This window comes from Novosphingobium profundi (assembly GCF_018491765.1).
GTDB lineage: Bacteria > Pseudomonadota > Alphaproteobacteria > Sphingomonadales > Sphingomonadaceae > Novosphingobium > Novosphingobium profundi.
Window position 1 is genome coordinate 1 of sequence record NZ_JABWCU010000018.1, and the last position, 11,448, is coordinate 11,448.

An 11,448-nucleotide genomic window follows, 5' to 3' on the forward strand; every position below is an offset into this window, starting at 1 on the left:
ATGCAAATCCGTGCGGCCATCCTCAACCGCTTCACCGCGCTCGGAACGCCTCAAACTCAGCGCGTCGCGTGACCGAACGCTTTCAAAGGCCAACCGCTACCCGCTGAACGATTTGCGCAACAAAGCCACTTGAACCTGAAAACTGGCTGGGGCGGCAGGCGGAATTCATAATCTCTTTTTGTTTGAATTATAAAGATATAATCTTTTATTAGGCAGGAATGCTCCATTCGAAAAGCCAACGCCGACGCGAGCTGCACGAGGACATTTTGAGACGCGTTTGATTTTGCGACAGGGCGTGGCGTTTTTGCGCCTAGAGTGCTGTTGCACACTTCTTGGTGCGAACAATTTTTTGGCAAGCGTCTATTTGTAGGGGAGGTTTGTCGGTTAGTCGTAAAAATGTATTGAGCGGGACTTTAAATTTATATTTCATTTAGAATTTTAAATTGAAAATTTCACCTTTAGTGTGATTTTTTTAATGATAAATTGCATGGGATATTAATGAAGTTGATTTGTTTGTTTGTTTATTTTGTTATTTATTTTCTTCATGGTGTTGTGTGTCGCGTTTATTTCCCGCAAAAATTCTATTTTCACGTTGAAATGATTCGTGCTTTTTTGACTCTTGGGGCTGTCGTCTGGCTGCGCCAGTTCCGCCTGTCCCTTGGGTGTTTTGACCGGGGTTGCACCGTTCGTCGTCCAAATCCCCTTCCTTCTGGGGCATCCGTTTTTCCTTTGATCCGTTGGTGTTCGGTAAAGCACAGGCATGGGCAATCGTGATTGCTAGAGTCTCCGCTGCGTCGCGTTTCGTGGCGGCACTTCGCCCGCTTAAGAAGAGTTCGATGTTCTGATCGCATCTATCCTTCCAATGTGCTCGACCACCACCTCAAGTGTCTTGGCGGCAAAGATCTTGAGGGTGGCGTTGTCACCACGCTCGGCATAGCTTCGCAAGAGCGCTTCTGTCTCCTCATGGGCCACGGCTTGCTGGTCCATGTAGGCGGATTCGAATTCTTCCTGCGGTGCCTCATCCAGATGACGAAGCATCGCCTTGTGCCGTTCATCAAGATCTTCCTGAAGGGTGGGGAGGCCTGCCGTGTCCTGCGACCTTGTCAGCGCAGCGGTCAGATCCTCGCTGGCACGCGTGTGATCGCTAATCATGTCGTGCGCGAAGGCCTGCACGGGATTGGAAGGCGTTCGTCGAAGCGCAATATTTGCGGCTTCAATTTCGTAGCGATTTCCAACGCTGACTTTCTCGATAAATTCCCCTGCGTCTGTCACAATGGAGGCGCGAAGCTTGCCGGCCGCGCCGCCAAAGGCATCGCCAACCTTTTCCAACGAGGTTTTCCAACTGTCCACCATAGTCCGGTTCCTTTTCGCGTGTTCCTTTGGTCAAAGCCGGGCCGGGCCAACGTGTTCGGGGCCGAGTTGATGTGAAGACCGACCGGGTGGATTTATCGACAGGTGGAAACGGAAGGTTAAGCAGGTTAACATGTCCAGACGCTCCTGGGGTCCCATCACCGGCTCGCTTAGGCATACGTTACGGGGCGACCTTTTCGTCGCCCGGAGACCCACCAAGACCAAACGAAGGCGCGCTCAATCGTACGTTTTAGGTGGCCGCGTGATTACAGCACACGCTTGGTGAGCGCGGGGCAGTCTATCTGGTTTGGTAGCTCTGCGGCGTCCTCTTTTGCTTGGCCATCCAGACCGAGCGCGTTGCCGACCGAGTTCCCGATGGCTGAGAGAACGGTCCCGACGTTCACCGCGTTGCCGGGGGGATGGCCAGCTGCGCTAAGCGTCGGCGCGGAGAACGTGCCGCCAACAACGATCGGGTCTTTCAGACGCAGCGCGCTGGAATCGCGCGAGCGTCCCTGGATCGACAAGGCGATGCCTTCGGAGGAGAGCGAGAGTTCGCCGCGTCCCTGACCAATCGAGATGCCTGTGTCGGCAAGGAACGTTTGGGCCGCAAGCCGACCGTCACGGGCCTGAAAGCCGATCGCGAGGCACCGTAGCGGGACCATTTTTTCCTTGTCCTTGAGCAGTGCGCCGAGCGTCTTGCCCAGATCCTGCCCGAGCACGGCGGCGAGAATCCGTTTCACACGCCCGTCGTGCACGACGACACCCGCACGTCCGTTGGCCCGCCCGAGCGCTTCGCGGATGGTGTCGCCGGTTCCACTCAAGACAATGTGGGCGCGCAGCGGGCCGGTGGCGTCCGCCGACCCGAGCACCGATTCGAGGCGCGCGTCCTCCACCGCCAGGTCGAGCGAGAGCTGGGGATGCGCCGCCCCGCCACGCTGATCGACCGCCAGATGGCCGGTCATCCGCCCTTGCTTCATTCGCGCATCGATGTCCTCGACAGTCAGCCGCTTGCCTTTAAGTGTGAGGCGCCCCGAAAGCGAACGGAACACCGACTTGGGTAACAAGAGCTGGTCGGCGATGAAGCGGATAGTTCCATCTGTCGGTCCGACTTTGGCGAGGTTGATCCGCGTTCCCGGCAGCACGCGCGGGCCGGTCCGGGCTTCGATTGCGCGCGCCCTGGCGCGCCCCTGTGAGTCCGACAGGTCGTCAAAGGCGAATTGGCTGAAATGCGTGTCGGCATCGATTTTCGTGCGGCCTGCGCGTTTCAGGATCGTGGCCCGGGCCTTGACCTTTGAGCGGCCGATCGAGCCGGTCAGGCTGTCGATGAACCAGTCTGGGCCAAGATGGCGTACGTGCGCGTCGAGATCGATCGGCTGCGTGCCGAACAGTCCCGCTTCGATCATATCGTCGAGATAGCCGAGGCTGGGCGCCCTGGCTTGGATGGCGAGCGTCATCGACTGCAGGTCGAGCGCCCCCTGGCTGTGTCCCGAGGCTCGCAGTTGGAGCAGCGGCGAGGTGAATTCGAGCGTGATCGGATAGCGCGCGTCGGCGGCCAGTGCGGCGATGCGGCCTCCGCGCAGGGACAGCGTGGCTGGGGAATCGTGGAAGCGGCCCTTGGCCTCCACCTGTAATCCCGCTGCGTCGGACGAGAACCGTCCCTCCAGTGCGAGTGCGCGCTTGACGTCGCGCAGCGAGACATGGGCATCCCTGACGTACATCTCAAGAAAGCCGTGACCCCGGGCGGATCGCGGCTCGTCTTCTTTGGCTGGCTGACGCCGTGGCCCCAGCCAGTTTGCGCGTCCCTGGCTATCGCGTACGAGACTGAGCGTGAGGCCCTCTGCGTCGATTCGCTCGACCGCCGGTTTATCTCCCACCAGCAGTGGCAGCAGAGCGATGCGGACGGTCAGCCGCTGGGCCTGTGCCATGTTGCCGGGCCCCGCCCATGCTGGCTGCCGGATTGTCACGTCGTGCAGCACGAGGGTCGGTGTGAAGGAGAGTGCCGGATGCCGCTCAATTGCCCCGATTGAGACGTGCGTGCCCAGCCGGGCGCCGAGCCGGTCGGCTATCGGACCTTTGACGAGGGAAAAGGGAAAAGCTGCAGCGCCCAACACAAGAAGCGCGGCGATCGTAGCCAGTGCGACGAGGATCCGACCCACCCGGTCAACGTTGCGGCCCTTCGCCTTCTTCTGGTCTCGCGATCGCGCCGTCATGGGCGAAAAACCCGCGACCTGCGGGGAGGTTGCCGAGGTTCGCGTTGCAGGCTCTCGATACGGTCTGGTCGGGACGATTCACGAAAATGCTTCCAAAGCTTTTCCTGATCAATTCGGAACATTGCTTGGGTCGAGGCATTCCCGAGTCAAACCTAGGGCCTGAGCCAGCTGATCGAGTTCGGACGAGCCGAGAGCCCCTCAAAGCCCATTGCCGGACGCCGCTATCATGACCATTCCGTCCTCTTTCGCACGCTCCTGGCTGGTCATCGCCACAGGAGTTCTTCTCGCGCTCATCGGCCTTGTGCTGCTGGGCGGGGGGTATGGCTCGCCTGGTTGGGGGGCTCGCCCTATTACCTCTTCACCGGCGCGGCCATGATCGCGGCGGGCGTCCTGCTCGTTCTCGGCCGCCCGGCGGGGGGCTGGCTCTACGTCGCTATCTTCGTCTGCACCGTGCTCTGGGCGCTTTGGGAAGCGGGGGATGATGCCTGGGCGCTCGTTCCGCGGATTTTCGCTCCGGCGGTCCTGCTGATCCCGGTGATCTGTTCGCTCGCTGCGCTGGGGCGCAGGGCCGGGCGGTGGCGCGTGGCGGCGCTGTCCTGCGCGGGGACGGTGGTCACGGTCGGCGCCTTGTTCGCGATCGTCGGCACGCTCGACGGGGCTGGGCGGCCGGGCGATCCTTCCTGCCGCACGCATGGCGATGAGCGATCCTTCGTTGCAGATTGCCGGGAACGACTGGCCGCAATATGGCGGTTCGTTCGCCGGGCACCGCTATTCGCCGCTGACCCAGATCACCCCCGCCAACGTCGGTACCCTCACGCGCGCCTGGAGCGTCCACACCGGCGACATGCCATCGGATAAGGCCAAGGGCACCTATGGGGCCGAGAACACGCCTCTCAAGATTGGCGACACGCTTTACGTGTGCACGCCCAAGAACATCGTGATCGCCTACGATCCGGCGACCGGTGACCAGAAGTGGCGCTTCGATCCCCGCGTGCCCGACAGCGCGATCCCCTACACCGCCGCCTGTCGCGGTGTAAGCTACTACGATGCGAACGCGGACGGGGCCGGGCAGGCGCAGGGCCAGCCTGGCGTGGATGGCTCCGGTGTCGTCGCGGCCAACTATGCAGCGACGCCGTCGGAAACGGCGAAGATCGTGAGCGCCGCGAGCCGCAGTTCCGATCCGGCCTGCACGCGCCGCTGCACCGCGTCCCGCCAGGGAGGTATACCGCAATCTGCGTGCCGGCGCCGAAAGCGGCTGGGATTTCAGCTCGCGTTGGCTGGGAGACGGCCGAACACTGGCGACTATCGAAACCACTCGGATCGTGCCGATCGATCTCAACAGCCTGCTCTGGAACCTGGAAAACACAATTGCGCGGCGCTGTCAGGAATTGGCGGACAAGGCTTGCCATGACGATTTTCGAACACGCGCCACGCATCGTAAGGCGGCGATCATGCGCTATCTCTGGTCGCGGGACGAGCAGCGCTTCGTGGATTGGAACCGTGATCGCCAGGCCCCGAGCGAGTCGCTGAGTGCGGCCATGCTTTATCCGCTTTTCGTGGGATTGGCTTCGCCCAATCAAGCTGAGGCCACCGCAAAGCTGGCCGAGGCGCGTCTGCTTGCCCCAGGCGGACTGCGCACGACGAGCGTCGCGACCGGGCAGCAATGGGACGAGCCAAACGGCTGGGCGCCGCTGGTGTGGATCGCGGTGCAGGGGCTAGATCGCTATGGTCGATCGGACCTTGCGGATCGGATTGCGGGGCGCTGGATCGCCACGGTGTCCGCGTTCTATGCCTGCACCGGACGGATGGTCGAGAAATACGACGTCGACCAGGGTTTGGCCGGGGGAGGAGGGGAGTACCCGGTTCAGGATGGGTTCGGCTGGACCAACGGGGTGTCCCGTGTCCTGCTCGATCGGCCTGGGACGAAGGACGCTCTCGTCGCCCGCTGCCCTCCGCGTGCGCGCGTTGCCGCGCCTGACGGCCAACGCTGACCGCTCCACGACAGTCATCAAGATGATGGATCCCAGAGCCCGGGTGGGGGACTTCAGGCCAGATCAATGGCGTTCGTCCCGTTCCCGGAAGCGGGTACGTTGAGGTACAGGTAGTGCGGATCAAAGTTGCCGCGTCGGGCCAGCCCGGGGGAATCGAGAATTTCAACCAGCGAGGCGTGGACATGGCACAGTCCTGCCTCGCGCAACTGGCGCAGGACACGATTGGTATGGACTGTCGTCAGCCCGCAGATCTCGGCGATGTCCGCTTGGGTCAGCGCGAGTGCGTAAGTCTGCCCATCGGACAGACCGATCGCCTGCAGGCGCAGATTCATTTCGCACAGGAAATGAGCAACGCGGCCGACCGCGTCAAGCCGGCCTACGCGAAACAGCCACGTCCGGTGCAATGCGGCGTCAATGAGCGTGGAGAACCAGAGTTTACGTGTCAGATCGGGGCGTGGGTCGAGAATGCGCCTTAGTGCGGCGTGTGGGACGATGGCGACCCGCGCCGCAGTGAGTGTCGCGATGCCATGATCGAGCTCGAGCATAGGGTAGGCATGAAGATCGACGAACTCACCTGGAACGTGGATCGCTACGAGTTGACGTAAGCCTTGGTGATCATCGATGAAGCGCGAGACGATACCGTCGAGCAGAAGGGTACTCACCGCGATGCTCGATCGGGGCGGGATGAGCGTTTGTCGTGGCTCGACGTTGCGAACCTCTGCGATGGCCGATTCCAGTAGTTGGCGTTCCTCCAGGCTGAGCTCGACTCCCCGGCGATTGGCAAGAAAGGCCTGCGTCAACACGGCTCAAAGCACCTCCTTTTCGCGTCGCTGTTGGCATTGCTCCTATAATGCACAAGTGTTGCCGGTGCTCCCATTCCGATGGTGCCTCGGGGAGCAATTCGAATCGCCGACGGTGCTTTGGTCCTGGAAAGATGCGGATTTTTGCACGACGATAGTGTGGACGCGATGATCGTGCTGGCCCTGCAAGCCCGCATCGATTGATAACGATCAAGCGGTTTTTCGGGCGGCGAACATCGCCGCGAGCGCCACGGCATGGTATTGTGCGCCGCATCCCAACGTACTTCCCAGCGCTTCCCTCAAGGAAGCAGAAAGGCGATTCATGCCTGTCTTCACTTTACGTTTTTCGGACGATGGCCAGGGCCTGGTAAAGTCGGTGGAATTCACTTCGGTGGATGCTGGCGGCGCGCTCAGGGCAGCGCGTGGCGAGGCCGCGGGTCGCAACGTGGAGTTGTGGTTGGGCAAAAAGAAGCTTTGCTCCATGCACCGCAGCGAGGAAGTCTGGTGCATTTCCAGCTGAATCGCTCGCTCGGGACTTGAGCTGAACCGCGGGGAAAGGATGCGCGCGGTGCGCGTTTAGTTCAGCTGTGGATGCAGTTCCGGCGTGGGTGGCATTTCGAGGGTTTCCACGCTTGCTCGCAACATCGTGAGAAAGTTTTCCGCCCACAGGCCGGCTCGGGAGTTGATGACGCATTCAAGGCAGGCTCGGTGGCGCTCACGCCGTTCGCTGAGATCCATCCGGAACGCGCGATCGATAGCACCAGCCATATCTTCTATATCGTATGGGTTGACCAGCAGGGCGTCGGTCATGTCTTCGGCCGCGCCGGCAAAGCGTGACAGGATAAGGACGCCTGGATCGTCCTCGCTTTGCGCCGCTACATACTCCTTGGCCACCAAATTCATGCCGTCGGCAAGCGAGGTGACGAGTCCAGCACGAGCCCTGCGGAACAGCCTGGCGAGCCGCGAGCGCTCAACCGAGCGGTTGATGAAGCGGATCGGTGTCCAGTCGAGCTCGGCAAACTGGCCGTTTATCTTCCCGGTAAGGCCCTGGAGCTCTTCAGTGATGTCGTCGTAGGCTTGTACCCCTTGCCGGGTGGGGGGCGCGATTTGGATGAGCGAGGGGCGAATGCCGTCCTGGCGATTTTCCAGATAGCGCCCGAAAGCCCGAAAACGATTGGGCAGCCCCTTACTGTAATCGAGCCGATCGACACCAATGGCGAATGGTTCGGGGCTAGCGGCACCGAAGGGGTCTTTCCCATCTTGCGCGGCTTGCGCGCGAAACGATGTGACGTCGATCCCGATTGGAAACGAGCGGACACGCGTAACGTGGTCGGCAAATTTTATCGAGCCGTCGGTCATGAATTCGGCGCGGGGATCGGAGCGGAACATTTCAAGGCAACGGGCTACGTCGCCGCGTGTTTGAAGGCCTATCAGGTTGTAATGGGTAAGATCTTGCGCGAAGGATTCGGGAGACGGGAGGATCGAGAGGTCGGCAAGGACCGGGAACGGGATGTGCAGGAAGAAGCCAATACGATTGGGCACGCCCAATCGGCGCAATTCGCGGGCTAGCGGAATGAAATGATAGTCCTGCACCCAAATAAGGTCGGTGGCGGTGATTTCCCCCTTGATCATCTCGGCAACACGCCGGTTGACCGCCCGGTAGGCGTCGGTGAATCCCGGGCTGATCTTGACCAGGTCGGCGCGCCGATGACAAAGCGGCCACAGGACCGAGTTGGAAAATCCCAGATAGTAGTTTTTCACCTCCGCATCGCTGAGCCTAAAGGCCAGGCGGCGGTATGGCGTTTCGCCGATTGGCTCGAAGCGGCCGTCATCGCTGCCGGCATCAGGGTGCGCGCCGATCCAGCAACCACCCGATGCAGCCAACACGTCATGCAGGGAGACGACAAGACCGCCGGATGGATTGTCACCCATCGGCAGGCGATTGGATACGACGATAACGCGTTCATTCATGGTTTTCTCGTTTCGCCTCTCTCACGCGGAATAAAACGACAATGCCGTCAGTCTCCGCAGCGTTTCTTGGGATCGATGGGAATTGATAATTATCATAAGGATTTCCTGCGCGGCCGAAGGCGGCTTTACCTGCGTCCGTCACCGCCCTGTTGCAGAGCCTGCCGCTTACCCCCGGGATAGGGTTGTCAACGGGAGCCTTTCCCATACCCACGCGTTTCATGCCGGTGTGCGGACAAGACGCGTTCCGCCACGAAGCCACCGCGGCGTCGAAGCAAGCGGGTTTTTCGGGAAGCACGGTGGGGTCTTGCATCCCGAAGAGGCCGCGCAGCGCGCGCGGCGTATTAACGCATGTGAATGTCGGCTCTCAAGGACACAGCAATGAGAAGGACTTACTTTCCCATGGAGCTCGTTCATTCCTTGACGCTGCATCTCTCCGCCTTTGTCAGCCTGTCTGATGCCGATCGTGAAGTCCTCGACAAGGCTCTGCGCAAGCGTGCCCGTATTCTTGCTCCGCGTCAGGACATCATCCGCGAGGGCGAAAAACCCCGTTTCGTCAACGTTATTCTGGAAGGCTGGGCTCAACGCTACAAGCAGTTGGCGGACGGGCGCCGGCAAATCCTGTCCTTCTTCGTGCCAGGCGACCTGTGCGACACGAACGTCTTTATCCTCAAGTCGATGGACCATTCGTTGTCCGCCGTAACGCAGGTCCGGCTGGCGGAAATTTCCCAACGCGAATTTCAGGAGATCATCGAGACGTCACCGCGCATCGCACAGGCGCTCTGGTGGAGCGAGTTGGTCACTGTTGCGATCCAGCGTGAATGGACGACGAGCATTGGCCAGCGCACCGCCTACGAACGTATCGCCCACCTGCTGTGCGAAATGTTCGTTCGGCTGCGCACGATCGGGCGCACGCAGGAAAGGTCCTGCGAGTTTCCGCTGACCCAGTCGGAAATCGCCGATGCCACGGGGCTGACGCAGGTTCATGTCAATCGCACGGTCCAGGAAATGCGTCGGGAAGGCTTGATCGAAATCCGTAACAAACGACTTGAGGTTCACGATCTGCGCGCACTCATGGCCGTGGCCATGTTCAATCCGAATTACCTTCATCTCGAGGCGGGGGGACACGAATGCATTGCTCCGGAATAAGCCATCTCGCCACGGTTCCAATGGCCGCATCATGTCGTTCGCGTGCTAGTCGCAGGCCGCCGTGTTCGTAGCTGAATCTAGCAATGCAACGTCACGCAAAGAGCGGGAACTCTTAGGATGATCTTGGCGTTTCCTCCCAAACCTGGGCATCTGCCGTCGCTGGTGAAGAGCTTTGCATCCCGGCGCCTCACGGGAGCCGGATGGCATGGCCACGCACCGCCCTATTTGGCGTGTATGGGGGAAAAACCCCACGTTTCGTCCAGATTTCAGCACGAGGGCAGGACGCGATGCCGTGCTCAGGCGTTTCTCCTATTCCTGACGAGCCAGAGGCGATCACGCAGCGTAAGAACAATGGAGCCGGTCAGTGTCCCGATTCTACTTCAAGGTCAACGATGGTACGCCCGCGAGCGATGATGTGTCGGCCGACTTCGCAAGCGAGCAAAGCGCGGTTCTCGCTGCGGTGCAGCTTGCCGGGGAACTGCTTCGTGAAGCGCCGGAGCGGTTCCTTCGCACGCAACCCTGGCGGATCGCGGTTCTGGGCGAGAGCCGTGACGAGCGGTTTGCCATCGATCTTGCAACGGGCCAATCAGCAGGGAGCCTCGTCGCGAGCGCGAACGACTGATACTAAGGTACATCATGTCGATTGGAATGCGCCTTGGTTTTTGAAGGCCCTGATGGCGGTTCCGCACGCGATCATCTCGCCATGGTCGAATGACCAGACTGAGGGACAGATTACGCGCCTCAGACTGAACAAGCGGAAGTTGTGGGGAGGCGTGAAACCTGCCCTGTTTTAGGTGCCCGTGATCGGTGCATTATAATAGCTGTCATAAAGTCTTATTCAGAGCCAATTCGCGATGAAAATCGTGGTTCTCGTCTTTGCGAGAATCTGCATGATTTATCTAGTATGGCATATGTTTCATTTTTTTGAGGTTCGCGAGCGGGTATAGGCAGTCCCCGTGACGGTGAGCGCGGCGCCGAGCAGCACGGTAAGAGCGTGGCGGTGGCGGGTGAACCAGAACTTGGAGTTGATTTGCCGCGCCTTCGCGTCGAAGCGGCCGTGCGCGCCATGATCGCCGGGAACGGGTTCGTAGAGATTGTCGCGATAGTCGGGCGGCAGTGGCTCGTCGCTCAACTGACCGGATACGGCGGTGCGCGCCAGATAGCGGTCGAGCAGCGAGGAGGCGAAGCGATCGCCCCAGATGGCCTCCACCGTCGGCCAGGCGATCTGGATCGTCTTGCGCCGGGTGCGTGCGGCGAAATGGATCGCTTCGGCTATCAGTTCGGGCTGATAGGGCGGGCTGGCCGGCTTCGCCCTGCGACCAAGGTTGTTGCGCACCCAGTCGAACTGCGGCGTGTTGACGCCAGGCAGCGCGACCATGGTGACGTGGACGCGCGACTTGTCGTGTAGCAGTTCGCTGCGGAGCGAATCGTGAAAGCCCTGGATCGCGTGCTTGGCTCCGCAATAGGCTGATTGCAGTGGGATACCGCGATAGGACAAGGCCGAGCCGACCAGCACGATCGCGCCGTGATCGCGCGGGATCATGCGCTTGAGCGCCGCCATCGTCCCGTGGATCTGGCCGAGGTAGGTCACTTCGGTAACGCGCTTGTAATCGGCAAGGCTCATGTCGGCAAAGCGCGAGAAAACCCCGGCGAAGGCGACGTTGACCCAGATGTCGATCGGACCGAAACGCCCTTCGGCGCTGGCAGCTGCAGCTTCCACCGCATCGGCATCAGCCACGTCCGCACTGATGGCGAGCGCCTCGCCGCCGGCTTCCTCGACTTCGCGCGCAGCGGCGTGCAGCCCGTCCTTTCCGCGCGCGATAAGGACGATCTTCGCCTTGTCCTGAGCGTAGCGGCGTACAACCGCCCGGCCAACACCGGCGGAGGCGCCTGTGACGACGACGATGGGCGGCTTTTTCTCGTTTTTTCCGAACAAGATACTTCTCCTTTGCTTTCTTTCCCCGGTTATGGCCCCGCGCT

General features: G+C 60.8%; 10 protein-coding genes and 1 pseudogene. 5 read left to right on the forward strand and 6 right to left on the reverse strand.

What is annotated here, in order from left to right; all coding sequences use genetic code 11:
* Positions 1–495: 495 nt before the first annotated feature.
* From HT136_RS19585 to HT136_RS19595, 3 genes are all read right to left on the reverse strand, one after another.
* A complete protein-coding gene (locus tag HT136_RS19585) occupies positions 496–762 on the reverse strand; it encodes a hypothetical protein (protein WP_214201525.1) in 267 nt (88 codons plus the stop codon).
* Positions 763–822: 60 nt separating this feature from the next.
* On the reverse strand, positions 823–1,353 hold the full coding sequence (locus HT136_RS19590; protein ID WP_214201526.1) for a DUF4142 domain-containing protein: 531 nt from the start codon (positions 1,351–1,353) through the stop codon (positions 823–825).
* Between the two features lie 263 nt (positions 1,354–1,616).
* Positions 1,617–3,560: an AsmA family protein gene (locus HT136_RS19595; protein WP_214201527.1), complete on the reverse strand. Its 1,944-nt coding sequence runs from the start codon at positions 3,558–3,560 to the stop codon at positions 1,617–1,619.
* A 697-nt stretch (positions 3,561–4,257) separates the two neighbouring features.
* Between HT136_RS19595 and HT136_RS26775 the strand changes: the two are divergent.
* A pseudogene (locus tag HT136_RS26775) lies at positions 4,258–4,611 on the forward strand (membrane-bound PQQ-dependent dehydrogenase, glucose/quinate/shikimate family); the annotation flags it as partial.
* 181 nt (positions 4,612–4,792) lie between these two features.
* On the forward strand, positions 4,793–5,551 hold the full coding sequence (locus HT136_RS19600; protein WP_343222257.1) for a trehalase family glycosidase: 759 nt from the start codon (positions 4,793–4,795) through the stop codon (positions 5,549–5,551).
* Between the two features lie 53 nt (positions 5,552–5,604).
* Here the strand turns inward: HT136_RS19600 and HT136_RS19605 are convergent, their stop codons facing one another.
* Positions 5,605–6,354, reverse strand: a complete 750-nt coding sequence (locus HT136_RS19605; RefSeq protein ID WP_214201528.1) for a Crp/Fnr family transcriptional regulator — start codon at positions 6,352–6,354, stop codon at positions 5,605–5,607.
* 319 nt (positions 6,355–6,673) lie between these two features.
* On the opposite strand from HT136_RS19605, the gene HT136_RS19610 reads away from it, so the two are divergent.
* Positions 6,674–6,871, forward strand: coding sequence for a hypothetical protein (locus HT136_RS19610; protein ID WP_214201529.1), 198 nt, complete (start codon positions 6,674–6,676; stop codon positions 6,869–6,871).
* 56 nt (positions 6,872–6,927) lie between these two features.
* Here HT136_RS19610 and HT136_RS19615 read toward each other — a convergent pair whose 3' ends face one another.
* A complete protein-coding gene (locus HT136_RS19615; protein WP_214201530.1) occupies positions 6,928–8,322 on the reverse strand; it encodes an alpha,alpha-trehalose-phosphate synthase (UDP-forming) in 1,395 nt (464 codons plus the stop codon).
* 399 nt (positions 8,323–8,721) lie between these two features.
* Here HT136_RS19615 and HT136_RS19620 point away from each other — a divergent pair, with 399 nt between their 5' ends.
* Both HT136_RS19620 and HT136_RS19625 read left to right on the forward strand, forming a co-directional pair.
* A complete protein-coding gene (locus tag HT136_RS19620) occupies positions 8,722–9,468 on the forward strand; it encodes a Crp/Fnr family transcriptional regulator (protein WP_214201531.1) in 747 nt (248 codons plus the stop codon).
* 364 nt (positions 9,469–9,832) lie between these two features.
* A complete protein-coding gene (locus HT136_RS19625) occupies positions 9,833–10,090 on the forward strand; it encodes a DUF6894 family protein (RefSeq protein WP_214201532.1) in 258 nt (85 codons plus the stop codon).
* A gap of 294 nt (positions 10,091–10,384) precedes the next feature.
* Here the strand turns inward: HT136_RS19625 and HT136_RS19630 are convergent, their stop codons facing one another.
* A complete protein-coding gene (locus HT136_RS19630) occupies positions 10,385–11,404 on the reverse strand; it encodes an SDR family oxidoreductase (RefSeq protein WP_214201534.1) in 1,020 nt (339 codons plus the stop codon).
* Positions 11,405–11,448: the final 44 nt, after the last annotated feature.

Bases quoted from the DNA above. Each gene is read 5' to 3' on its own strand.
- HT136_RS19590 (WP_214201526.1), bottom strand. From the start codon at position 1,353: ATGGTGGACAGTTGGAAAACCTCGTTGGAAAAGGTTGGCGATGCCTTT.
- HT136_RS19585 (WP_214201525.1), bottom strand. From the start codon at position 762: ATGCCTGTGCTTTACCGAACACCAACGGATCAAAGGAAAAACGGATGC.
- HT136_RS19620 (WP_214201531.1), top strand. From the start codon at position 8,722: ATGGAGCTCGTTCATTCCTTGACGCTGCATCTCTCCGCCTTTGTCAGC.
- HT136_RS19615 (WP_214201530.1), bottom strand. From the start codon at position 8,322: ATGAATGAACGCGTTATCGTCGTATCCAATCGCCTGCCGATGGGTGAC.
- HT136_RS19595 (WP_214201527.1), bottom strand. From the start codon at position 3,560: ATGACGGCGCGATCGCGAGACCAGAAGAAGGCGAAGGGCCGCAACGTT.
- HT136_RS19610 (WP_214201529.1), top strand. From the start codon at position 6,674: ATGCCTGTCTTCACTTTACGTTTTTCGGACGATGGCCAGGGCCTGGTA.